Source organism: Kineococcus sp. NPDC059986 (assembly GCF_040702905.1).
Lineage (GTDB): Bacteria > Actinomycetota > Actinomycetes > Actinomycetales > Kineococcaceae > Kineococcus.
This window is the reverse complement of the sequence record NZ_JBFBND010000024.1, coordinates 24,195-46,832: the sequence shown is the minus strand read 5'-3', so window position 1 is coordinate 46,832 and position 22,638 is coordinate 24,195. Positions and strand designations below refer to the sequence as shown.

Here is a 22,638-nt window from a genome sequence, read left to right as displayed (position 1 = left end):
GACACTCCCAGGGGCGCAGGCGGTGTCCCCCTGCCGAGCGGTGGCTCCGAGGCCGCTGCGAGGACCGGCACCCACGTGGTCCTGGACGCGAAGCGCACAGCCCCGGTGATCGCGGCCGGCGCCGGGAAGAAGCGGCGCCGACCGGTCGTCTCGCAGCTCCTGTTGACGGTGGTGACGCTGCTGTTCCTCGCGCCACTGATCTGGATGGTGCTCTCCAGCCTCAAGAGCAGCGGCGAGATCTTCCAGACGCCCCCCAAGCTGTTCGGCAGCTCCCCCCAGTGGCGCAACTACCCGGATGCGCTGAACTACCTGCCCTTCGTGCGGTTCCTGCTCAACACGCTCTTCGTCTCCCTGGCCGGCACGCTCATCGTGCTGGTCACCTCGGGGATGTCCGCCTACGCGTTCGCCCGCCTGAAGTTCCGAGGCCGCGAGCAGCTCTTCCTGGTCTACCTGGGCACGCTGATGGTGCCGCAGGAGGTCGTCGTCATCCCGATGTTCCTGCTGATGCGCTACTTCGGCTGGGTCAACACCTTCCAGGCGCTGATCCTGCCGTGGGCCTTCACGGCCTTCGGCACCTTCCTCCTCCGCCAGTTCTTCCTGACCGTCCCGAACGAGCTCGAGGAGTCGGCCCGGATCGACGGAGCCGGACACTGGCGCATCCTGACCCAGATCATCGCGCCGATCGCGGCGCCGGCGTTCGCCGTGCTGGCGGTCTTCACCTTCATCTCCTACTGGAACAGCTTCCTGTGGCCGCTGATCATCACCAACGACACGTCCACCACCACCGTCTCGCTCGGCCTGAACCTCTTCCTCGGTCAGAACGGCCAGGAGTGGGGCCTGCTCATGGCTGCGGCCACGGTCTCGATGGCCCCGACCGCCCTGCTCGTACTCGTGCTGCAGCGCTACCTGGTGGCCGGCATCGCCCTGTCGGGGCTGGGCGGCCGCTGAGCGGCGGCCGGCCCCTCCCGCACCGGTCGGGCGCGACGCGAGCACCGCCCGGCGGAGACGACCAGCTCCCCCACCGCGACACCACCTCGGAGGTCCATCGTGTTCTCAGACGACACCCGACCGGAGGCCTACGCGCGCTTCGAGCGCCCGCTGCCCTCCTGGTACGGGGACGCCAAGCTCGGCATCTTCATCCACTGGGGGGCCTACTCCGTACCGGCCTGGGCCGAGCCCATCGGTGAACTCGGGACCTTCGAGCCGGACCACTGGTTCACGCACAACCCCTACGCGGAGTGGTACTTCAACACCATCCGCATCGACGGCTCTCCCGCGCAGCGGCACCACCGCGAGGTGTTCGGCGGCGCCCCGTACGACGACTTCCTCGACGCCTGGCGCGCGGAGGAGTTCGACGCCGACGACTGGGCCGCGCTCTTCGCCCGCGCCGGCGCGAGGTACGTGGTCCCCACCACCAAGCACCACGACGGCATCTGCCTGTGGGACGCCCCCGGCACCCCCCGCACCACGGTGGCTCGCGGACCACGGCGCGACCTGGTGGGTGAGATCGCCGCGGCGTCCCGGCGCGCGGGCCTGAGGTTCGGCACCTACTACTCCGGCGGCCTGGACTGGGACGTCGCCGACTTCGGGCCGATCCTCGAGCACATCCACGACGACCAGCGCCCGCTGGACGCCGGGTACGCGCGGTACGCGAACGCCCACGTGCTCGACCTCATCGAGAAGTACGCCCCCGACGTGCTGTGGGGCGACATCGAGTGGCCGGACGCCGGGAAGCCCGAGGGCCCGGAGTGCTTCGCGCGGGTGCTGGACGCCTTCTACGCCGCCGCACCCGACGGCGTGGTGAACGACCGGTTCGGCGCCACCCACTGGGACTTCCGCACCAGCGAGTACCAGCAGGGCCGGGACCTCGAGGCCGGCGCCTGGGAGAACTGCCGCGGTGTCGGGTACTCCTTCGGCTACAACCAGGTGGAGGGCCCCGAGCACCACCTCGACGGCCCCGGTGCCGTGCGGCACCTGATGGACGTCGTCTCCCGCGGCGGCAACCTGCTCCTCGACGTCGGCCCCACGGCCTCCGGACGCATCCCCGACCTCCAGCGCGCCTGCCTGGAGCAGCTGGGCGACTGGATGGCCGTCAACGGCTCCGCGGTGCACGGCACCCGCGGGGTGGACGCCGAGGTCGCCTCCCCCAGCGGGCACGCCCAGGACGGGTCGGGCGCCGAGGGCGCCTGGGTGCGCTGGACGCGGTCGGGGGACGGCAGCACCCTCTTCGCCGTGCTGGACGGCGCCAGCGGGATGCGCGGCACCGCGCCGGTCGGGACGACGACGGTGGCGCTGCGCGCCGGAGCGGTCGACCTCACCGGGGCGGAACTGCTCGACGGCACACCCGTACCGGCGACCGCGGTCGACGACGGTGTCCAGTTCGAGGTACCCCCTTCCGCGTTGCAGGTCGGCCCGGCGGTGGTCTCCCTCCCGTTCCGCAGCTGACGCAGCGGCCGTGCGAGGATCACCGGTGGAGCAGGTCGCGGCGGTCCTGCCCGGGCTCGGGGAGGTGGGAGCGGTGCGTCGCGGTGGGCGGGCGTCCAGCTACAAGGACATCCAGCGGATGACCGGGCTGTCGCTGGCGACCATCTCGAAGTTCCACAACGGCGGGAACGTGCTGCCCGAGAACCGGGAAGCGATCGAGCGCGCCGTGGTCGAGCTCGACTTCCGCCCCAACGAGGTGGCGCGCGGCCTGCGGCTCAAGCGCACCAGGACCGTCGGCGTGCTCCTGCCGGTGCTCGACAACGCGTTCCACCAGGCGGTGATCGCCGCGGTCGAGGAGGTCCTGCGGGACGACGGCATCACGGTCATCGTCTCGTCCAGCCCCACACCGGTCGAGCGCGCCGTCGACGCCCTCATGGTCCGCATGGTGGACGGGATCGTCGCCATCCCCTCCGCCCACGACGTCGAGGCGCTGCGCACCGCGTCCCGCCGGGTACCGGTGGTCCTGGTCGACCGGGACGCCGAGGGGATCACGGCGGACCGGGTGTTCCTCGACAACCGTCGCGCCGGCCTGCTGGCGGCGCGCCACCTCATGGACCACGGACACCGGCGCATCGCCCTGGTGGGCGGTGAGGCCTCGGTGACCAGCCTGGCCGAGCGCGCCGAGGGTTTCGAGGCCGGCCTCGCGCAGCGCGGCCTGACCCTCGACCCGGGACTGGTCAGCCACGGACCGCTGACGGTGGAGGAGGGGTACCGCGGCGCCACCGCGGTGCTGCAGGCCGAGCACCGCCCCACCGCGCTGTGCGCGCTGAACTACGAGCTCTCGCTGGGTGCGGTCATCGCCCTCAACGACGCCGGGCTGCGCCTGGGCCAGGACATGTCGGTGCTGGGGTTCGACGCCGCGGACGCCTGGCGCGCCACCGTCCCGCGGCTCAGCGTCGTGGAGCAGCCGGTGCGCACCATCGCCCAGCGCGCCGCCGAGATCATCCGCCTGCGCCTGAAGGCCAGTCACGCCGGCCCGGCGAGTGCTCACGAGGCAGCGGACGGGACGACGGCCCACGGGGTGCCGCTGAGCACCGAACTGCTCAGCCCCAGCCTCTCCCCCGGCGGCTCGGTGCAGCGCATCTCCAGCTGACACCCGCTGCGCCGGGGGCTCCCCTCCGGAGTTCCCCTGCCCGCGGGTCAGTGAGCGAAACGTTCTGTTCAGGACGTCGACCCAGAGCCCACCACGACCTACGGAACCGCTTGACCCGATCAGCGGGCTCGCCGTAGCGTGGCCGCGAAAGGATTCGCTCACTGTCGAGAGGACACCTCTGTGACGACCACCTCGTCCAGCGACCGAAGCTGGGTGCCGGCCCCGATCGATCCCCCTGACACCACGGCCGCACTGGCCGCGGTGCGCGAGGTCATCGACGCCGGCCCCTTCACCGACACCTGGGACTCCCTCGCGGCCTACGAGGTACCGGACTGGTTCCGCGACGCCAAGTTCGGGATCTTCATGCACTGGGGCGCCTACTCCGTGCCCGCGTTCGGCAACGAGTGGTACCCGCGGCGGATGTACCAGCAGGGCACGCCGGAGCACGCCCACCACCGCGACGTCCACGGCGACCACGCCGAGGTCGGGTACAAGGACTTCCTGCCCCGCTTCACCATGGACCGCCTCGACCCGGCCGGCACGGCCCAGCTGTTCCGCCGGGCCGGCGCGCAGTTCGTGGTCCCGGTCGCCGAGCACCACGACGGCGTCGCCATGTACGACGAGCCGCGCACCCGCTGGAACGTCACGAAGGTCGGGCCGAAGCGCGACGTGCTGGGGGACGTGCTGGAGGCGTGCGAGGAGCAGTGGATCGTGCGCGGGGCCTCCAGCCACCGCGCCGAGCACTGGTTCTTCTTCCACCCCGGCCGCGCCTTCCCCTCCGACGTGCGCGACGACCCGGAGTTCGCCGACCTCTACGGCCCGGCGATGCCGCAGGCCACCGGGCCGACCGAGGCCTACCTCGAGGACTGGCTGCTGCGCACGGTCCGGATCATCGACCACTACCGCCCGCAGGTGCTGTGGTTCGACTGGTGGATCGAGCACCCCGCCTTCGAGCCCTACCGCCGGATGCTCGCCGCGTACTACTACAACCGCGCTGCCCAGTGGGGCCGCGGCGTGGTCATCCAGTACAAGTGGGAGGCCTTCCGGCCGGGCACCGCGGTGCTGGACGTCGAGCGCGGCGGCATGGCCGCCGTGCAGGAGCGCCCCTGGCAGAACGACACCTCGGTCTCCCGCACCTCGTGGGGCTGGGTCGAGGGCCACGAGTGGAAGAACCCGGTGGACCTCGTCGGGGAGCTGGTGGACGTCGTCGCCAAGAACGGGTGCCTGCTGCTCAACATCGGGCCCAAGCCGGACGGGACGATCCCCGAGGAGGAGGCGGCGCTCCTCGAAGGTCTCGGGGCGTGGCTGACGGTGAACGGGGAGGCCGTGTACGGCACCCGCCCGTGGCGCGTCCCGGGCGAGGGTCCGACGGCGGTGCCGGAGGGGTCCTTCACCGACTCCGCGTCGCTGCCCTTCACCTCGGCCGACCTGCGCTTCACGCAGCGGGCCGAGGTGGGCCAGACGTCCCTGTACGCGATGGGCATGGTGAGGCCAGAGGACGGCGTGGTGCGCATCCGCGCGCTCGGTGGCGCGTCGTCGCTGGCTGCGCGCGACCTCGGTGCCGTGACGCTGCTGGGGCACCCTGCGCCGCTGGAGGTGCGCCGCACCGACGACGCCCTGGAGGTGGTGCTGCCCGCACCGCTGCCGGCGGCCGTGCAAGCCGTGCCCGGGTTCGCGCTGCGGATCGTCCTGCCCGACCCGGCGGCGCCGGCGCCACGCGCGCTCCTGCTGCCGGAGGGTGAGGGCGGCGGCTAGACGAACTCCTCGAACCGCTTGCGCAGCAGGCGGGTCACGTCGTCGGGGTCCTCTCCCCACCATCGCCGGGAGAGGATCTCGACCTCGACGGGGCCGGTGAACCCCGCGTCGGCGACGAGCCCGGACAGGTGCGGCAGGTCGATGAGGCCGTCGCCCATCATCCCGCGATCCAGCAGCAGGTCGGACGTCTCGGGCAGCCAGTCCGAGACGTGGTAGCCGGCGACGCGCGTCCCGGCGCGGGCGACCTGCGCCTCCAGCTCGGGGTCCCACCAGACGTGGTACGCGTCGACGACCACCCCCACCTCGTCGCCGACGTCCCCGCCGAGCTCGTCGGACAGGTCGAGGGCCTGACCGAGGGTGCTGATGACCGACCGGACGCCGATCATCATGGGGTGCAACGGTTCCACGGCGAGCCGGACCCCGGCGGCCCGGGCGTGCGGCAGCAGGGCGGCGATGCCGTCGCGCACCCGGGCGCGAGCCCCGGCGAGGTCGCGGTCCAGCAGCGGTCCGCAGACCAGCACGAGCGCGTCGGCCTGCAGCGCAGCCGCTTCGTCGACGGCGCGGCGGTTGTCGTCGAGGACGGAGACCGGATCGGTGGCGGGGTCGGTGAACATGCCGCCGCGGCAGACCGAGCTGACGTGCACCCCGGCGGAACGCACGAGCGCGGCGGCCCGGTCCAGGCCGACCGCGGCGATCTTGTCCCGCCACACCGCGATCGAGCCGATGTCGTGCCGTTCGCAGACCGCGACGGCCTCGGGCAGGCCGAGGGAGTTCAGGGTGATCTGGTTCAGGCTCAGCCGCGCGGCGTCCATGGGTCCACTCCGTCGTCGTCGCTGGAATGCGCTTTCCCGCACCTTGGCACACGCGCCCGCCGCGGGTCAACGGACGCAGGTCGACGAGGGGGTCACAGGCTGAGCCGGTGACCCCACGGTGAGACCCCGGGTTCCCGGGGGCGGTCGGGGGGCGCAGGCTGGTGGCGTGCTCCGCGTCGTCCCCCGCCCCACCTCCCCCCTCGCCGCCCTCGTCCCGGGCCTGCTCGTGGTCGCCGCCGCGACCGTGCTCGCCCTCGGCGTCGAACACTTCTCGCACGTCCTGACGGCCTCCACCGTCGCGGTCGCGCTCGGCGCCCTCGTCCGCTCCACCGGGGTGTTCCGGTCGTCCTGGAAACCCGCCACCGGGTTCGCCGCCAAGCGGCTGCTGCGCATCGCCGTCGTCCTGCTCGGCCTGCAGCTGCCGCTGTCGCAGGTCCGCGACCTCGGCTGGGGCGGGGTCGTCCTCGTCGTCGGGGTCGTGACGGTGACCTTCGTCGGCACCCAGCTCCTCGGCCGGGCGCTCGGGCTGAGCCGGGCGCGGTCCCTGCTCGTCGCGACGGGGTTCTCGATCTGCGGGGCGTCGGCCATCGCGGCGGTGCGGCCGGCCACCGACGCCGACGAGGAGGACGTCGCCACCTCGATCGCCCTCGTGACGCTGTGCGGGTCGCTGGCCATCGTCCTGCTGCCCCTGCTGCGGGCTCCGCTGGGTCTGGACGTCCACGCGTTCGGCGTGTGGGTCGGCGCGAGCGTGCACGACGTCGGCCAGGTCGTCGCGACGGGTGACCGGGTGCCGGGCGCCCTCGAGACGGCCGTCGTCGTGAAGCTGTCGCGGGTGCTGCTGCTCGCCCCGCTCGTCGCCCTCGTCGTGCTGCACCGCCGCCGCACCGCCCCGGCCACCGCGAACGCCTCCCGCCCGCCGGTGCTGCCGTTCTTCGTCGCCGCCTTCGTCGTCGCCGTGCTCGTGCGTGCCACGGGCCTCGTGCCGACGGGCGTCCTCGACGGCGTCCAGCACGTGCAGTCGGTGCTGCTCGTGGCGGCGCTGTTCGCGCTCGGGACGGGGATCGACGTCCCGCACCTGCTGCGCACGGGGGGCCGCTCCCTCGTCCTCGGCCTCAGCTCGTGGGTCCTCGTGGCGGGCGTCTCGCTCGCCGGGGTGCACCTGCTGCACGTCGGGGCGTGAGCGTCCGTACCCTCTGACGCCGTGGCAGGCCGACGCCGTGGCGGGGCGGCGCCAGCTGGTGGGACCGGGTGTGGGGACGGGGCGCGCGTCGTCCGGGTGACTGCCGCGCCGGTCCCACACCTGCACCCACATGGAACCGGGCATGGGAACACTCGTGGGAGTCCCGTCCGTGTCGCCCGGACGACCGGTTCGGGACACCCACACCTCACTCCACATCGGTGCACCGATGGGTGTCCCTGTGGGTGCACCGCCGGCGTCGGCCCGGGCATCGGACCGGGCGTGGGGACGGCACGCTCGTCGCCGGGACGACCGCCGCCCCGGTCCCACACCTGCACCCACGTCGGACCGGGCACGGGACCGGCATGGGAACACCCGTGGGTGTCCCCTCCGCGTCGCCCGGACGACCGGTTCGGTACACCCACACCTCACTCCACGTGAGTGTCCTGATGGGTGTCCCGATGGGTGCACCACCGGCGTCGGACCAGGCGTGAGACCAGGCGTGGGGACGGCGTGCGCGTCGCCCGGACGACCGGCGCGCCGGTCCCACACCTGCACCCACGTCGGACCGGGCGTGGGGACGGCCCCACGCCGACGTCAGTCGCCGAACTCCGCCAGCACGACGGGCACGGTCGTCCGGCGCGGGGCGACGTCCGTGCCGGCGATCCGGTCCACGAGGAGCCGCGCCGCCTGCCGCCCCACGTCGACGGGGTCGTAGGTGGCGAGCGCGACGCGGTCGACGAGCACCTCGGCGAGCTCGACGGCGTCGAACCCGCCGATGACGACGTCCGCGCGGGCCCGGTGCACGGCCAGCAGCGCCCCGACCGTCATGCGGTTGTTGTCGCAGAACAGCGCGGTCGGCGGTTCGGGCAGGGCGAGGAGGTCCTGCGTGGCCGTCCGGGCCTCGTCGCTGCTGTGCTGGTTGAAGCGCAGCAGTTCCCGCTCCTCGCGCATCCCGGCCGCGCGGAGGGCGGCGCGGAACCCCGAGTAGCGCTTGGCGCCCGTCCCGGCGCCGCGGTCCCCGCCGACGTAGCCGATGCGGCGGTGCCCGCGGTCGAGCAGCCACTGCGTGAGCCGTCGGCTGCCGCCGGCGTTGTCCAGCAGGACGACGTCGCCGCGCACGCCCTTGGGCAGCCGGTCGACGAACACGACCGGAGCCCGCTCGGCCAGGGCCGCGTACCGGCCCTCGACGTCCTCGTCACCGGGCACCATGAGCACCCCGTCGACGCGACGCCGCAGCAGCTCCCCGACGATCTCCTTCTCGCGCACCTGGTCGCGGTCGCCGAGGGCGTCCCGCCCCGTCGACAGCAGCAGGACGACGAAGCCCGCGGCCGCGGCGACGATCTCGACACCGTGGGCGAGTTCGGCCGAGAACGGGTTGGTGAGGTCCTCCACGACGAGGGCGATCGTGGCCGTGCGCTGGCCCGGGCGCAGGGTCCGTGCGGACTCGTTGCGCAGGAAGCCGAGTGCGGCCACCGAGGCCTCGACGGTGGCCCGCGTCACGGGGTCCACGTACTTCTCGGCGTTGACGACGCGGGAGACGGTGGACACGCTGACACCGGCGTGCTCGGCGACGTCCCGCATCGTGGGGGCCCGGCCCAGTCCCACGTCGACCTCCTCGTCGTCGCTGTGAACGTTCTCAGGGCAGGGTAGACGACCACCCCGCACGCGGGACCCGTTTCCCCCTCTCCCCTCCTCTCACCGCAGGAACCTCGTCAGGCGGTGGACGCGGTCGATGCGCCGCAGGGCCGTGGCGACGCCGGCCGGCGGGTCCGACACGAACGTGTCGCGACGGCGCAGGGCCTCGAAGTCGATCCGGTCCCCGTGCGGGAAGGCGACCCCGGCCCCGGACAGCACCGCCGCGAACTCCTGTGCGACGAGCCCGTACCCGCACGACGTCGGGTGCAGACCGTCGAGGCCGATGAGCCCGCCGGCGAGGAGCCGCCCGGTGTCGTCGGTCGCGGGGAACCGGGTGTCGAACCCCTGCAGCGCGGCCGGCAGCGGGTACGGGGCGAACTCGGGCGGCCGGGCGCCGAGCTCGTCGTTGCGGCGCACCGCGAGCCGGTCGAGCATCGCGCCGACGTCGACGACGCGCCAGTCCCGTCCCCGCTCCCGCGCGGCGGCGACGACGTCGAGCAGCGCCCGGTTGTACCCGTCGATCGCCTGGTCGACGGCCCACGCGTCGAACCCCGTGAGGTGCCGGTCGCGCTGTGGGTCGAAGGTCTCCTCCGTCGCCCAGGGCCGTCCGTACCAGCGGAAGTACCGGCCGCACTCGGGCAGCGCCCCGCCGAGGCCGTGGACGATCGGCGGGATCGTCACGTGCGGGACGGTCCCCCACAGGACGCGGTCGGCCCCCACGGCCTCGACGGAACGCGCCACCTCGGCCAGTTCCGCCGCGAAGTCCGGCACGGTCCACACCGTGTAGGCGTCCTTGGCGTCCAGGTCGCGGAACCGCGGTCCGCTCGCGACGACCCGCAGGGTCACGACGCTGCGCAGCGCGTTGTTCGACCCCAGCCACACGCAGAGCGTCTCGACGCCGCCCTCGAGCTCCCGCGCGGCGCGCAACGACGTCAGGGCCGTCCCGTCCGCCGTCCGCGACCCGTCGAGCACCTCGACCGCGGCCCGCGCGTTGGGCGCCTGCACGAGCGGGTCGAGCCGCGTCAGCGGACCCGACCGCAACCGGGGCCGCTCGGTGTCGGCGGTGCGGGACAGGTGGTCGCGCAGGTCCCAGCCCCAGACCGCGAGGTCCTCGTACCGGGGACCGCCGGGCGGTCCCGGCGACCGTTCGTAGGCCCGCTGCACCGCGACCGCGTACCGCAGTCCCGCCACGAGCCCGGGCAGGACCGGACGCCCGAGCGCCCGCCGGGCCGTGAACTCCAGGTTCAGCGGGTAGCCGCCGGGGCCGCGGTCCTGTGGCCGCGCGAACGGCACCCCGAGGAGGTCGGCCACGAGCGCGGGCCAGGACAGCGCCCGGTCGTGGACGGCGTAGTGCTTGAACCCCTGGGTGAGGGAGTCCCCCACCGCCACGAACGGGTGCGCGCGGGGACGGGTCGGCGGGGCGGGGACGTCGATCCCGAGCGTGGGGTCCTCGACGGGCGGGCGCACGGCCGTCGTGAGGGTCAGCCCGAGGTCGGACGCGGCGGTCGGCACGCGCGCAGTGTGCCCGCCCCCGGGCCGGCCCCGGATGTCGGGGCGCACCCGCAGCCCTACCCTGGGCGCGTGGAGGATCCCGCAGGACGACGAGTCGACTACGGCCCGCAGCACCTCGCCGAGGCGGACCTGGCGAGGACCCCCCTGGAGCAGTTCGAGCGGTGGTACTCCGACGCCGTGGCGGCCGGTCCCTCGACGGTCCCCGAACCCAACGCGATGACCCTCGCCACGGTGGACGAGGACGGCGTCTCGGCCCGCACCGTGCTCCTCAAGGGCGTCGACGCCCGGGGTTTCGTGTTCTACACGAACCTCCGCTCGCGCAAGGCCCGGGGCATCGCCCACGACCCGCGCGTCAGCCTGGTGTTCGGGTGGTTCGGGATGCAGCGGCAGGTGGCCGTCCGGGGGCGGGCCGAGCAGGTGCCGCGCGAGGAGACCGAGGCGTACTTCACGTCGCGCCCGTACGGTTCCCGCATCGGTGCCTGGGCGAGTGAGCAGTCCTCCCCGGTCGACGCCGCCGCGACGCTCGACGACCGCGCCGCCCGGTTGCGGGAACGCTGGCCGGACACCGGGTCCGTCGCCGACGTGCCGACCCCGCCGCACTGGGGAGGTTTCCTCGTGCGGGCCCACGAGGTCGAGTTCTGGCAGGGCCGGACGTCCCGGCTGCACGACCGTCTCGTGTTCTCCGCGGGCGGTGCCGGGACCGCCCTGGACGTCGCGGGGAACTGGTCGGTCGCACGCCGTCAGCCCTGACCCCGCGACCCCGACCGGCGGGGGGTGCGGCGGGTATCGTCGGGACATGGAGAGGACCCTGCACACCCGGCTGAACGCCGACGCCCTCGAGGCCTACGACGCGCTGCACGCCGAGGTCCCCGCCGATCTGCTGCAGGCGCTGGCCGACGCCGGGGTGCGGGACTGGCGCATCTGGCGCGACGGTCGGGACGTCTTCCACTGGCTCGACGTCGAGGACTACCAGGCGATGCGCGCCCACCTGCGCGACCACCCCGCGAACATCGCCTGGCAGGCCCGGGTGTCGGCCCTGCAGTCGACGCCCGACGACTACTCCGGCGGCGACGAGGGCCTGCCGTTCCTGTGGAGCTTCCGCGAGCAACGCGCTGGCGCGCAGCGGGACTGAGGACAGTGGGGGTCACCGACGACGCGATCGAGCGCATCAAGGGGATGATCCTGAGCGGCGAACTGCGCCCCGGTGACCGCCTCCCCCGGGAGGCCGAGCTGTCCGGGGCGCTGGGGTTGTCGCGCAACTCCCTGCGCGAGGCCGTGCGGGCCCTGGCCCTCATCAACGTCCTCGACGTCCGGCAGGGCGACGGGACGTACGTCTCGAGCCTGGAACCGGGCGTCATGCTCGACGCGATGACGTTCGTCGTCGACGTGCAGCGCGACGACTCGCTGCTGGAGTTCTTCGAGGTCCGGCGCCTGCTGGAACCCCCGGCGACGTCCATGGCCACGCTGCGGATGAGCGACGCCGAGATCGCGGGGTTGTCGGACCTGCTCGACGACCTGGGCCCGGACCCGACCGTCGAGGACCTCGTCGCCAACGACCAGGAGTTCCACCGACGCATCGCCCTCGGCGCCGGGAACTCCGTCCTCGCCTCGCTCATCGAGACCCTGTCGGGGCCGCTGCACCGGGCGCGGGTGTGGCGCGGCTTGACCCAGGAGGCCGCGACGACGCGGACCCTGGACGAGCACCGCGCCATCCAGCAGGCGATGGCCGCACGCCAGCACGACCTGGCCTGCGCCTGGGCGCAGGTCCACGTCGCGGGCGTGGAGCAGTGGTTGCGGTCGATGAGTGCAGCCCGTCGTGCCGCTGAGGCTCCGGACGCTCCCGCAGGGTGATCCGCGCTTGGCCCCGGGACGGGGGCGTGCGGGGTCAGAGACGGTAGGTGCGCACGGCGTTCCCGGCGAGGACGGCCGCCTGCTCGTCCGCGGAGAACGGTTCGAGGAGGGACGTCGTGCGAGCCACGACGGCCGGGTAGTCGAGCGCGAGGGTGCTGACGGGCCAGTCCGTCCCGAACACGAGACGGTCCGGACCGAAGACCGTGAACAGGTGCTCGACGGCGGGCCCGAGCAGTTCCTGGTGCTCGAGGGTGAACAGCCCCGACAGCTTGCACACGACGTTCTCGCGACGGGCCAGGTCCGCGGTGCCCACGAGCCACGGTTCGTAGTCCCCGGTGCCCATCGGGGGTTTGGCGCCGTGGTCGAGCACGAACTCACCGTCCGGGACCGCGTCGACGAGGGCCACCGCCCCCGGGAGCTGGTCGAACCGCACGAGCAGGTCCACCACCAACCCGCGCGCGGAGCGGACCGCGGCCACGACCTCGGGCCGGCGCAGCCAGTCGGGGTCGGGTTCGTCCTCGACCTGGTGCCGGATCCCCCGCAGGAACTCCGCGTGCGCGAGCCCCTCCAGCTGGGCGGGGACGTCGCGGGTGTGGTCGACCCAGCCGACGACACCGGCGATCAACCCGTCCGAGGCGGCAGCGGTCGCGCAGAACTCCGCGGTCTCCGCGGCCGAGGACACGGTCTGCACGAGCACCGTGCGGTCCACCCCCGCCAGCGTGGTCTCCCGGCGCAGGTCCTCGGTGGTGAACGGCGCGGCGAGCGCAGGCGGCATCCAGGGGTACTCCCGGGTCGTCGGGTCCCAGAGGTGGTGGTGCGCGTCGACGATCACGCGTCCCCCTCCCCCGGCACGACCATCCCGGCGGGCAGGAGGTCCTCGCGCCGCAACGCGTCCCACACCGCGGGCGGGACGTCCTGCACGAAGAGTTCCGCGTTGCGCCGCACCTCCTCCGGAGACCGCATCCCCAGCAGGACCGAGGCGACGGCCGGGTGCGCGCCGGCGGCCTGGACGGCGAGGGCCGGCAGCGTCGTGCCGTGCTCGCGGGCGACCGCGGCGGTGCGCCGGGCCCGGTCGAGGAACTCGGGCGGGGCGGGGGCGTACCGGTACGTCGCGTCCGGCGGGGGTTCCGGGCTCGCGAGCAACCCCGAGGCGAACACCCCGCCGAGCACGACCGCCGTGCCCGCCCGCTGCGCCGCGGGGAACAACCCGTCGGCGGCCGAGGCGTCGAGCAGGTGGTACCGCCCCGCGACGAGGACGACGTCGAGGTCGAACTCCTCGACGAACGCCGTCAGCGGGGCCGTCTCGTTCATGCCCGCGCCGACGCCGCGCAGCAGACCCTCCTCGCGCATCCGCAGCAGTTCGGGGAAGGCCCCGGCCCGCGCCTCGTCGAGGTGGTCGTCGGGGTCGTGGACGAGGGCGACGTCGATGCGGTCCAGCCCCAGACGTTCCAGGCTCTCCTCCACCGAGCGACGGACCCCCGCCGCGGAGAAGTCCAACTGCCGCACGCGGGTGTCGGGGACGTCGAACCCGTCGGTGTCGCGGCCCGTACCCGGTCCGGCGACGAGCAGGCGGCCGACCTTGGTCTGCAGCACGAACTCCGAGCGCGGCCGGTCGCGCAGGGCCGCCCCGACGCGTTCCTCGCTGAGCCCGACCCCGTAGTGCGGGGCCGTGTCGACGTAGCGGACCCCGGCGTCCCAGCAGGCGTCGACGGTGGCCCGCGCCGTCTCGTCCGGGACGACGGTGAAGAGGTTGCCGAGGGCGGCGGCGCCGAGTCCCCAGCGGGGCAGGTCGATCACGCGTCGCCTCCCGTCGGGCGGGCCGGGACCCGCAGGGCGTGCATGCCGCCGTCCACGGCCACGACGGCCCCGGTCGTCGCCGAGGACCGCGGGTCGGCCAGGTGCACGATGGCGTGCGCGACCTCCTCGGCGCTCACGAGCCGGCCCGTGGGCTGACGGGCCTGCAGCGCAGCCCGTTCCGCGGCCGGGTCGGCGCTGGCGTCGAGCAGGCGCTGCACCCACGGGGTGTCGGCCGTGCCCGGGTTGACGCAGTTGACGCGGACACCGTCGGCGAGGTGGTCGGCCGCCATCGCCAGCGTGAGGGCCTGGACGGCGCCCTTGGTCGCGGAGTACAGCGCGCGCTGCGGCAGCCCCGTCCACGCCGCGATCGAGCAGGTGTTGACGACGGCGGCGGTCCCCCGCTCCGCCGCGGCTGCCCGCAGGTGGGGCAGGGCCGCGCGCGTGGTGCGGACCAGGCCCACGACGTTGACGTCGTAGACGCGGTGCCACTCGTCGTCGTCGTTGGCGCTCACGTCCCCGACGGCGCCCACTCCGGCGTTGTTGACCAGCACGTCGAGCCCGCCGAGGTGCTCGGCGGCGGCGGCCACGGCCGTCCGGACGGAGGCGTCGTCGGACAGGTCGGCCAGGACCGTGTGGTGGTCGGCGGAGGTGTCCCGGTCCAGCACGACGACGCGGGCGCCGTCGGCGGTGAACCGGTCGGCGGTGGCCGCGCCGATCCCCGAGGCCCCGCCGGTGACGAGGACCCTGAGCCCGGTGAGGGGTGCGAACGTCACGCGGGGACCTCCCGGGTGTGCAGGTGGACGGTCTCCTCGCCGGCCGCCACGGGGCGCCACTCGGCCCCGTCCGGGAAGGCGAAGTGCCGCAGGGTCTCCGGGTGGACCTCGGCACTGAAACCCGGCGTCGAGGGGGCGCGGTAGGCCCCGCCCTCGACGACGACGGGGTCGAGGAAGTGCTCGTGCAGGTGGTCGACGAACTCGATGACGCGGTCCTGCGTCGTGCCGGCGACGGCGACGACGTCGAACATCGACAGGTGCTGCACGAGCTCGCACAACCCCACGCCGCCCGCGTGCGGGCAGACGGGGACGCCGAACTTCGCGGCCAGCAGCAGGATCGCGACGTTCTCGTTGACACCGCCGACGCGGGCCGCGTCGATCTGCAGGACGTCCAGGGACCCGGCCTGCAGCAGCTGCTTGAAGACGATCCGGTTCTGGACGTGCTCGCCCGTCGCGACCTTGACGGGGCTCACGCCGCGCCGGATCGCCGCGTGGCCCAGGACGTCGTCCGGGCTCGTGGGTTCCTCGATCCACCACGGGTCGTACGGCGCCAGCCGGTTGATCCAGTCGATGGCGACGCCGACGTCCCAGCGCTGGTTGGCGTCGACGGCGATCCGGACGTCCGGACCGACGGCCTCGCGCGCGAGCCGCAGGCGTCGTTCGTCGTCCTCGACGTCCGCGCCGACCTTGAGCTTGATCTGGGAGAACCCCTCGGCGACCGCCTCGTGAGCGAGCCGCACGAGCTTCTCGTCGGAGTACCCGAGCCACCCGGGGGTCGTCGTGTAGGCGGGGAACCCGGTGCGCAGCAATTCATCGCGGCGCGCGGCGCGGCCGGGTTCGGCCGTGCGCAGGATCCCCAGGGCCTCCTCGCGGGTCAGGGCGTCGGTGAGGTAGCGGAAGTCGACGAGGTCGACGAGCTCCTCGGGGCTCATGCGGGACAACAGGTCCCACAGCGGGAGCCCCGCGCGCTTGGCCTTGAGGTCCCACAGGGCGTTGACCACGGCGGAGATCGCCATGTGCATCACGCCCTTCTCCGGCCCCAGCCAGCGCAGCTGGGAGTCGTCGACGAAGGACTTCGACGTGGCGCCCATGTCGGCCAGGACGGCCTCGACGTCGCGGCCCAGGAGGTGCCCCGCGAGGGCGTCGATGGCGGCGACCTGGACGTCGTTGCCGCGGCCGATGGTGAACGCGAACCCGTGGCCCTCCAGCCCGTCCGCGTCGTCGGTGCCGATGACGAGGTAGGCCGCGGAGTAGTCGGGGTCGGGGTTCATGGCGTCGGACCCGTCGAGGTCGCGCGACGTCGGGAACCGCACGTCGTGGGTGGTGAACCCGGTGAAGCTGCTCATCACGCCGCACCCAGCCGCTGGCGCATCCGCCCCAGTCCCTCGATCTCGCACTCGACGACCTGCCCGGCGCGCAGGTAGGGCTTGGGGTCCGGCTGACCGAGGGCAACGCCCGCCGGGGTGCCGGTGTTGATGACGTCCCCGGCCTCCAGGACCATGAAGCGGCTCAGGTAGTGGACGAGCTCACCGACGCCGAAGACCATGTCCGCCGTCGTGCCGTCCTGGCGCAGTTCCCCGTCGACCCAGCAGCGCAGCGCCAGCGACGTCGGGTCGGGCACCTCGTCGGCCGTGACGAACCACGGCCCGAGGGGGTTGAAGGTCTCGCAGTTCTTGCCCTTGTCCCAGGTCCCGCCGCGCTCGATCTGGAACTCGCGTTCGGAGACGTCGTGCGAGACGACGTAGCCGGCGACGGCGGCCAGCCCCTCCTCCGGGGACTCCAGGTACCGCGCCCGTCGGCCCAGCACGACGCCCAGCTCGACCTCGTAGTCGGTCTTCTCCGACCCGCGCGGGACGAGGACGTCGTCGAACGGCCCGACGACGGTCGAGGGCATCTTGAGGAACAGGACGGGTTCGCTCGGCACCTGCGCACCGGTCTCGGCCGCGTGGTCCCGGTAGTTCAGCCCGATGCACACGACGATCCCGGGTCGGGGCAGCGGGCTGCCGGTGCGCTCACCCTCGACGTCGAGGGTCGGGGCGTCGGCCAGGGCGGCGCGGGCGCGGTCGAGGTCGTCGAAGCTCCAGGCCCTCGCCGGGTCCAGGACTCCGGACAGGTCGGCGTGCGTGCCGTCCTCGCGCAGGGCCACGGGTCGCTCGGCACCTGCGGGGCCGATGCGCATGAGTTTCACGTTGTGCTCCTGATCACGGTGACGACATGCCGACGCCCATCCAACGCCTCGATTCATCGGATGTCCACTCCCGATGGGACGGCCGTCAGGTGGTGTCTTCGCCAGTCGAGCCCCTGTGGGCACCTCTGACATCGGATGTCTTGACCACGCGCAGCCCGATCGACCGGACCAGGTCGTAGCCGGCGGTCGCGGCCTTCCACCGCCAGCGCTCACCGAAGCGGTAGTCGGCGGCCGGGACGAGCCGGTCGGCGAGGTCGGGGCGCAACCGGGCGAGGTAGCGCCGCGCCCGCAACGCGTGCACGGGGGACGACGCGAGCGCCACCGCGCGGGCCCCCTCGAGGTCGCCCAGGGTGCGCGTGACGTTCTCCCACGTCGTCGTGGCCGTCTCCTCCGTGCGGACCCGGCGGGGGTCGACCCGCAGGACGTCGCGCGCGTGGGCCGCCATGACGGCCGCCTCGCTCGGGGCGCCGGGCCGGGCGAACCCGGAGAAGACGAGCACGGGCTCCCCCGGTGTGCGCACCGCGATCTCGGTGCGCCAGCGCTGCATGCCGCTGAGGGAACCGTCCGGGCGCGGCGGACAACCGAGCACCACGACGACGTCCGGCGGACCGGGGCGCCGCCCCGCCGGGAAGCCCCGCCGCGCGGCGACGGCGTGGACCGCCTCCACCGACGCCCAGCCGGCGACGAGCAGGCCGAGCCCCCACCCGACCCTCGAACCCCGCTGCGCCGGCACCGGACCACCCTGTCCGGCCCGGTCGCCGTCCGGCAACCGGGTAGCGCTACCGCGCGACACTCCGGAGCGCCACCGACCCGCACCTGGACCCGGTGGCGGACGGGTCGCGTGCCAAGCTGGACCGGCCCAGCACACCCCGAGAAGGCCGGTCGATGAACCTCGAGCAGTCGGACAAACTCGCGAACGTCCTGTACGACGTGCGCGGCCCCGCCCTGCGACGTGCGCAGCAGCTCGAGGAGGCCGGCCACCGGATCCTCAAGCTGAACATCGGCAACCCGGCCCCCTTCGGGTTCGAGGCCCCGGACGAACTGCTGCAGGACATGATCGCCAACCTGCCGGTGGCGCAGGGGTACAGCGACAGCAAGGGCATCCCGTCCGCGCGCCGCGCCGTCGTGCAGTCCAGCCAGCTCAAGGGGGTCCGCGACGTCGGCGTCGCCGACGTCTACATGGGCAACGGCGTCAGCGAACTCATCGTCATGGCGGTGCAGGCGCTGCTCAACGACGGAGACGAGGTCCTCGTCCCCGCACCGGACTACCCGCTGTGGACCGCAGCGGTCAGCCTCGCGGGCGGCCGGGCCGTGCACTACCTCTGCGACGAGACGCAGGACTGGGAACCGGACCTGGACCACCTGCGCGCCCAGGTCACCCCGCGCACCAAGGCGATGGTCGTCATCAACCCGAACAACCCCACGGGTGCGGTGTACGGGACCCGGGTCCTGGAGGGGATGCTGCAGGTCGCCCGCGAGCACGGGCTGCTCGTCCTGTCCGACGAGATCTACGACAAGATCCTCTACGACGACGCCGTCCACGTGTCGACGGCCTCCCTCGCCCCGGACCTGCTGTGCATCACCTTCAACGGGTTGTCCAAGGCGTACCGCGTCGCGGGTTTCCGTTCGGGCTGGATGTACCTGTCCGGTCCCAAGGCGCACGCCGCGGGTTTCATCGAGGGGCTCGACCTGCTCGCCAACATGCGCCTGTGCGCCAACGTGCCCGCGCAGCACGTCGTGCAGGCCGCCCTGTCGGGACACCAGTCCATCAACGACCTCGTCCTGCCCGGGGGCCGGCTGTCCGAGCAGTCGCACCGGACGTGGGAACTGCTCAACGCGATCCCCGGTGTCAGCTGCGTCAAGCCGCGCGGCGCCCTGTACTGCTTCCCGCGCCTGGACCCCGAGGTGCACCGCGTCGCCGACGACTACCAGCTCATCGTCGACCTGCTCGAGGACCAGCACGTCCTCGTCGTGCAGGGCACGGGCTTCAACTGGCCCACGCCCGACCACTTCCGCATCGTGACGCTCCCCCGCGTCGAGGACCTCGAGAACGCCGTCGGCCGGATCGGCACGTTCCTCGGCGCCCGCGCCCGCGGCTGACCCGCCGCCCGCCGCCCGCCGCCCGCGCGGAAAACACTGTTTCCGCCCTCCGGGACCGTTCCCGGAGGGCGGGAGTCGTGCTTCCAGCCCCGACGGCCCGCGTCACCGGACGGCGTCGACGACGTGCTCGAGCCCCGGCCGGTCGGGGGCCTGCCCCACCGACTCCACGCTGAACCCGGCGCCGGTCAGGGCGTCCTCGACCTCCTCCAGCTCCCAGAACCGGAGGGTGGAGTCCGAGTCGACGACCTCCCCGGTGACGCAGTAGGTCTGGCGGAAGGTGACGAAGGGCGGGTCGACGTCCAGCAGCGCGAAGGCCCGGTCGACCCGGCCGACGCCCGGCACGTCGCGGTGCTCCTCGACCGGCAGCCACGACTCCCACGCCCGCGCCGCGGGCCGCCGCGCCTCCAGGACGAACCGGCCCCCGGGTCGCACCGCCCGGGCGACCCCGGCGAGCGCGGCCCGGAGGTCGTCGTCGGACAGGAACACCTGGGCGACGTTGCCCGTCATGACCGCGAGGTCGACGTCCAGCGCCGGGAGGTCCGACGCGGCGACGTGGAGCCACGTGACGTCGGTCGAGCGGGCCCGGGCGACGGCGAGGCTGGCGGCAGCGGGGTCCGCGCCCACGACGTCCAGCCCGGCCGCGGCGAGGCGGGCGGCGAGGACACCGGTCCCGCAGCCGACGTCGAGCACGCGCCGGACCCCGGGGCGCAGCGCCCGCGCGGCGTACGGGTCGAGGTCCGGGCGGTGCGGGTCCTCGAAGGCGTCGTAGACGACCGCGAGCCGCGGGTCAGCGAAGAGCGGGTCCGGCACGCCCCCGATCCTGCTCCCCCGCCTCCGTCCCGTCACCGGGTTTCCGGCACTCCGGACCGGGCGGAGGACACTCCTTCCGCCCTCCGAAAGCGCTTGCGGAGGGCGGAAAGAGTGTTTTCCGCGCGGCGTGGGGGTCGGGGCGGGTGGGCGGGTGGGTGGGGTGGCGCGGGGTCAGCGGACGCCGGTGAGGAAGTCGGTGAGCTCGCGGGGCTGGACGTGCACGACGACACGGCGCACGAGGCCGTCGACGTCGAAGGCCACGGCGACGTCGGGGACGTGGACGCCGTAGAGCTGCAGGTCGAGGGCGAGGGACTCGCTGAGGAAGTCGCCCGGCTCCACCTCGAGGACGTCACGCCGTCCGGGGGCGTCGAGGGTCCCCCACCACCGCTCGAGGAGTTCGCGTTGCGTCACGACTGCTTCATCGCTGCGTGACGACACACGTTTCGCCAGGTCGCCCGTCCGGAGCAGGCGGCCCCGCGTGTCCGGCCCCAGGTGCACGGCCGCGCGGACCGACGCAGGGTGGGGCCATGGACGCCCAGGACATCCTCCTCGACCTCTACGGCCGCATCCCCGACGCCGTGCACGCCGCCGTCGACGGCCTCGACGAGGACACCCTCGCCGCCCGGCTCGACCCGGAGGCCAACAGCGTCGCCTGGCTCGTGTGGCACCTGGCCCGGGTCCAGGACGACCACGTCAGCGAGGTCGCCGGCCACGAGCAGACGTGGACGGCCGACGGCTGGGCCGGACGCTTCGGCCTCCCCTTCGGCGACGAGGAGACCGGCTACGGCTTCGACGCGGCGCAGGTCGGCCAGGTGCGGGCGGGGGCGGAGCTGCTGACGGGGTACCTGGAGGCCGTCCAGGCCCGGACCGTGGCGTACCTGCGCGGCCTGTCGGACGCCGACCTCGACCGCGTCGTCGACGACCGCTGGGACCCGCCGGTCACGCTGGGGGTGCGCCTCGTGAGCGTCGCCGACGACGACCTCGAGCACGCGGCCCAGGCGTCGTTCCTGCGTGGGGTGCTGGAACGTCGCTGAACGCAGAACGACCCCCGTCCCAGCAGGGACGGGGGTCGTTCAGGCGTTCGTCAGAGACGGACGACGTTGGCGGCCTGGGGGCCCTTGGCGCCCTGGGTCACCTCGAACTCGACGGTGTCGTTCTCCTCCAGGTTGCGGTACCCGTTACCGGAGATCGCGGAGTAGTGGACGAAGACGTCCGGACCGCCGTCGGTGGGGGCGATGAAGCCGAAGCCCTTTTCGCCGTTGAACCACTTGACAGTTCCCTGAGCCATGAGGCCTCCTCGGGTGTTGCGCCCCACTCGTGTGAGGCTCGCCGCCGAGGGTGCTGACCGGGTGGTGAGCGTACTGGGCCCTCGGTGATTCCCCGGGGCGCTGCGAGCACGTCGAAGAACTGCGACTAGCCCACAACGTATCACGCTGCACGCCGGAACGGGCAATCCCGGTCAGACGGTCCGCAGCTGCGCGACCAGCGGGCACTTGAACGGGTCGCGGGCCGCGATGCCCACCTCGTTGAGGTACGTGACGATCTCGGCGAAGGAGCGCGCCAGGGACGTCTCCGTGTACGAGATGCCGTGCTCGGCGCAGAAGCGCTGCACGAAGGGGCGCGCCGCGCGCAGGTTCGGCCGCGGCATGCTCGGGAAGAGGTGGTGCTCGACCTGGTGGTTCAGCCCGCCCATGACGAGGTCGACGAACCAGCCGCCGGAGATGTTGCGGGACATCAGCACCTGGCGGCGGATGTAGTCGACCTTGGCCTCGCGGGCCACGATCGGCATGCCCACGTGGTTGGGCGCGAAGGCTCCGCCCATCGAAACGCCGAAGGCGGCCATGTGGACCCCGAAGAAGGCGGCGCCGCGCGCCGGCCCCAGCAGGAGCACCAGGGCGGTGAGGTAGATCCCCCAGTGCACGACGATGAAGGACGTGTCGATCCAGCGGCGCTTGCCGGCGCGGCCGCGGATGATCGAGCGCACCGAGTCGGCGTGCAGGTTCAGCCCGGCCAGCAGCAGCAGCGGCCAGAACCACCAGCCCTGCTTGGCGGTGGCCCACCGCAGCAGGCCCCGACGGCCAGCGGCCGCACCCTCGTGGAACGAGACGACGTCGGACTCGATGTCGGTGTCCGTGCCCAGCTTGTTCGGCGCCTGGTGGTGGCGCGTGTGCTTGCCCATCCACCAGCCGTAGGACAGCCCGGTCAGCAGGGCCGCGAAGATGCGCGCGGCCCACTCGTTGCCCCGGTGCGTCGCGAAGATCTGCCGGTGCGCCCCGTCGTGGCCGAGGAAGGCGAACTGCGTCAGGACGACGGCCAGGGGCGCCGCCGTCAGCAGCACCAGCCAGGAGTCGCGCAGCAGGGCCGCGCCCGCCACCACGGCCGCGAAGGCCACGGTCGTCGCCGCGATGCGCACCCAGTAGCGACCGGTGCGCCGGCGCATCAGCCCGGCCTCCTGGACGGCCGCGGTCAACGCCGCGTAGGGCGTGGTGCGGCGCGGCGGGCGGACATCGGTGGGCAGTGTCGTCACGGGACTCCTCGACGAGGTGGGGACGCGCCCGGTCTGGACGGTCGCTCTGGCGGTGCTGTGGTTGAACGTACAGGTCCGCCCGCTCGTGCCCCGGCCTTCCCGTCTACTCTTCTTCGGTGCC

General features: G+C 73.5%; 23 protein-coding genes. 10 read left to right on the top strand and 13 right to left on the bottom strand.

Annotation, left to right across the window (positions count from 1 at the left end; all coding sequences use genetic code 11):
* The first annotated feature begins 75 nt into the window (after positions 1 to 75).
* The 4 genes from AB0637_RS17280 (at position 76) to AB0637_RS17265 (ending at position 5,332) form a co-directional block, all read left to right on the top strand.
* The gene (locus AB0637_RS17280) at positions 76 to 948 is read left to right on the top strand and encodes a carbohydrate ABC transporter permease (RefSeq protein ID WP_366173773.1); all 873 of its coding nucleotides are present in this window, start codon (positions 76 to 78) and stop codon (positions 946 to 948) included.
* A gap of 99 nt (positions 949 to 1,047) precedes the next feature.
* Positions 1,048 to 2,445, top strand: coding sequence for an alpha-L-fucosidase (locus AB0637_RS17275; protein WP_366173771.1), 1,398 nt, complete (start codon positions 1,048 to 1,050; stop codon positions 2,443 to 2,445).
* A gap of 25 nt (positions 2,446 to 2,470) precedes the next feature.
* Positions 2,471 to 3,577 (top strand): LacI family DNA-binding transcriptional regulator, encoded by a 1,107-nt coding sequence (locus AB0637_RS17270; protein WP_366173769.1) that lies wholly within the window; start codon positions 2,471 to 2,473, stop codon positions 3,575 to 3,577.
* Positions 3,578 to 3,757: 180 nt separating this feature from the next.
* A complete protein-coding gene (locus tag AB0637_RS17265; RefSeq protein WP_366173767.1) occupies positions 3,758 to 5,332 on the top strand; it encodes an alpha-L-fucosidase in 1,575 nt (524 codons plus the stop codon).
* Here the strand turns inward: AB0637_RS17265 and AB0637_RS17260 are convergent.
* Entirely contained in the window at positions 5,329 to 6,144 is an 816-nt protein-coding gene (locus AB0637_RS17260) for a sugar phosphate isomerase/epimerase family protein (RefSeq protein WP_366173765.1), read from the bottom strand. The two genes, AB0637_RS17265 and AB0637_RS17260, sit on opposite strands and share 4 nt — an antisense overlap.
* 166 nt (positions 6,145 to 6,310) lie before the next feature.
* Between AB0637_RS17260 and AB0637_RS17255 the strand changes: the two genes are divergently transcribed.
* Complete coding sequence (locus tag AB0637_RS17255; RefSeq protein WP_366173763.1) at positions 6,311 to 7,324, top strand: putative sulfate exporter family transporter; 1,014 nt, start codon at positions 6,311 to 6,313, stop codon at positions 7,322 to 7,324.
* Positions 7,325 to 7,918: 594 nt separating this feature from the next.
* On the opposite strand, the gene AB0637_RS17250 is transcribed toward AB0637_RS17255, so the two are convergent.
* Positions 7,919 to 8,929 (bottom strand): LacI family DNA-binding transcriptional regulator, encoded by a 1,011-nt coding sequence (locus tag AB0637_RS17250; RefSeq protein WP_366173761.1) that lies wholly within the window; start codon positions 8,927 to 8,929, stop codon positions 7,919 to 7,921.
* Between the two features lie 90 nt (positions 8,930 to 9,019).
* Positions 9,020 to 10,471, bottom strand: coding sequence for a hypothetical protein (locus AB0637_RS17245; RefSeq protein WP_366173759.1), 1,452 nt, complete (start codon positions 10,469 to 10,471; stop codon positions 9,020 to 9,022).
* A 69-nt stretch (positions 10,472 to 10,540) separates the two neighbouring features.
* Here AB0637_RS17245 and pdxH point away from each other — a divergent pair, with 69 nt between their 5' ends.
* From pdxH to AB0637_RS17230, 3 genes are read left to right on the top strand one after another with little or no spacing between them, the layout of a single operon-like run.
* Complete coding sequence (pdxH, locus tag AB0637_RS17240) at positions 10,541 to 11,221, top strand: pyridoxamine 5'-phosphate oxidase (protein WP_366173757.1); 681 nt, start codon at positions 10,541 to 10,543, stop codon at positions 11,219 to 11,221.
* A 46-nt stretch (positions 11,222 to 11,267) separates the two neighbouring features.
* Complete coding sequence (locus AB0637_RS17235) at positions 11,268 to 11,603, top strand: L-rhamnose mutarotase (protein ID WP_366173755.1); 336 nt, start codon at positions 11,268 to 11,270, stop codon at positions 11,601 to 11,603.
* 5 nt (positions 11,604 to 11,608) lie between these two features.
* The gene (locus tag AB0637_RS17230; protein WP_366173753.1) at positions 11,609 to 12,322 is read left to right on the top strand and encodes a FadR/GntR family transcriptional regulator; all 714 of its coding nucleotides are present in this window, start codon (positions 11,609 to 11,611) and stop codon (positions 12,320 to 12,322) included.
* Between the two features lie 34 nt (positions 12,323 to 12,356).
* Here the strand turns inward: AB0637_RS17230 and AB0637_RS17225 are convergent, their stop codons facing one another.
* The 6 genes from AB0637_RS17225 to AB0637_RS17200 form a co-directional block, all read right to left on the bottom strand.
* Positions 12,357 to 13,154, bottom strand: a complete 798-nt coding sequence (locus tag AB0637_RS17225; RefSeq protein WP_366173751.1) for an amidohydrolase family protein — start codon at positions 13,152 to 13,154, stop codon at positions 12,357 to 12,359.
* Positions 13,151 to 14,119: an aldo/keto reductase gene (locus AB0637_RS17220; RefSeq protein ID WP_366173749.1), complete on the bottom strand. Its 969-nt coding sequence runs from the start codon at positions 14,117 to 14,119 to the stop codon at positions 13,151 to 13,153. Before AB0637_RS17220 ends, AB0637_RS17225 begins: the two co-directional genes overlap by 4 nt.
* Complete coding sequence (locus AB0637_RS17215; protein WP_366173747.1) at positions 14,116 to 14,892, bottom strand: SDR family oxidoreductase; 777 nt, start codon at positions 14,890 to 14,892, stop codon at positions 14,116 to 14,118. The genes AB0637_RS17220 and AB0637_RS17215 overlap by 4 nt, the downstream gene beginning before the upstream one ends.
* Positions 14,889 to 16,238 (bottom strand): L-fuconate dehydratase, encoded by a 1,350-nt coding sequence (locus tag AB0637_RS17210; RefSeq protein WP_366173745.1) that lies wholly within the window; start codon positions 16,236 to 16,238, stop codon positions 14,889 to 14,891. Before AB0637_RS17210 ends, AB0637_RS17215 begins: the two co-directional genes overlap by 4 nt.
* Positions 16,238 to 17,080, bottom strand: a complete 843-nt coding sequence (locus AB0637_RS17205) for a fumarylacetoacetate hydrolase family protein (protein ID WP_366173743.1) — start codon at positions 17,078 to 17,080, stop codon at positions 16,238 to 16,240. Before AB0637_RS17205 ends, AB0637_RS17210 begins: the two co-directional genes overlap by 1 nt.
* An 85-nt stretch (positions 17,081 to 17,165) precedes the next feature.
* Positions 17,166 to 17,813: an ElyC/SanA/YdcF family protein gene (locus tag AB0637_RS17200; protein ID WP_366173741.1), complete on the bottom strand. Its 648-nt coding sequence runs from the start codon at positions 17,811 to 17,813 to the stop codon at positions 17,166 to 17,168.
* 152 nt (positions 17,814 to 17,965) lie between these two features.
* Here AB0637_RS17200 and AB0637_RS17195 point away from each other — a divergent pair, with 152 nt between their 5' ends.
* A complete protein-coding gene (locus AB0637_RS17195; RefSeq protein ID WP_366173739.1) occupies positions 17,966 to 19,180 on the top strand; it encodes a pyridoxal phosphate-dependent aminotransferase in 1,215 nt (404 codons plus the stop codon).
* A 102-nt stretch (positions 19,181 to 19,282) separates the two neighbouring features.
* On the opposite strand, the gene AB0637_RS17190 is transcribed toward AB0637_RS17195, so the two are convergent.
* Both AB0637_RS17190 and AB0637_RS17185 read right to left on the bottom strand, forming a co-directional pair.
* Positions 19,283 to 19,990, bottom strand: coding sequence for a class I SAM-dependent methyltransferase (locus AB0637_RS17190; protein ID WP_366173738.1), 708 nt, complete (start codon positions 19,988 to 19,990; stop codon positions 19,283 to 19,285).
* 171 nt (positions 19,991 to 20,161) lie between these two features.
* Positions 20,162 to 20,401 carry a hypothetical protein gene (locus AB0637_RS17185; RefSeq protein ID WP_366173737.1) on the bottom strand — a complete coding sequence of 80 codons (240 nt, stop codon included), beginning with the start codon at positions 20,399 to 20,401 and terminating at the stop codon, positions 20,162 to 20,164.
* 116 nt (positions 20,402 to 20,517) lie between these two features.
* Here AB0637_RS17185 and AB0637_RS17180 point away from each other — a divergent pair, with 116 nt between their 5' ends.
* Complete coding sequence (locus AB0637_RS17180) at positions 20,518 to 21,024, top strand: DinB family protein (protein WP_366173736.1); 507 nt, start codon at positions 20,518 to 20,520, stop codon at positions 21,022 to 21,024.
* Positions 21,025 to 21,074: 50 nt separating this feature from the next.
* Here the strand turns inward: AB0637_RS17180 and AB0637_RS17175 are convergent, their stop codons facing one another.
* Together AB0637_RS17175 and AB0637_RS17170 are read right to left on the bottom strand one after the other, a co-directional pair.
* Positions 21,075 to 21,278, bottom strand: coding sequence for a cold-shock protein (locus AB0637_RS17175; protein WP_106212702.1), 204 nt, complete (start codon positions 21,276 to 21,278; stop codon positions 21,075 to 21,077).
* Positions 21,279 to 21,449: 171 nt separating this feature from the next.
* Entirely contained in the window at positions 21,450 to 22,517 is a 1,068-nt protein-coding gene (locus tag AB0637_RS17170) for an acyl-CoA desaturase (RefSeq protein ID WP_366173735.1), read from the bottom strand.
* Positions 22,518 to 22,638 lie beyond the last annotated feature (121 nt).

What these genes read in the sequence shown, in the direction of transcription:
- AB0637_RS17260 (WP_366173765.1), bottom strand. Translation starts at nt 6,144, where the DNA reads ATGGACGCCGCGCGGCTGAGCCTGAACCAGATCACCCTGAACTCCCTC.
- AB0637_RS17235 (WP_366173755.1), top strand. Translation starts at nt 11,268, where the DNA reads ATGGAGAGGACCCTGCACACCCGGCTGAACGCCGACGCCCTCGAGGCC.
- AB0637_RS17210 (WP_366173745.1), bottom strand. Translation starts at nt 16,238, where the DNA reads ATGAGCAGCTTCACCGGGTTCACCACCCACGACGTGCGGTTCCCGACG.
- AB0637_RS17195 (WP_366173739.1), top strand. Translation starts at nt 17,966, where the DNA reads ATGAACCTCGAGCAGTCGGACAAACTCGCGAACGTCCTGTACGACGTG.
- AB0637_RS17180 (WP_366173736.1), top strand. Translation starts at nt 20,518, where the DNA reads ATGGACGCCCAGGACATCCTCCTCGACCTCTACGGCCGCATCCCCGAC.
- AB0637_RS17175 (WP_106212702.1), bottom strand. Translation starts at nt 21,278, where the DNA reads ATGGCTCAGGGAACTGTCAAGTGGTTCAACGGCGAAAAGGGCTTCGGC.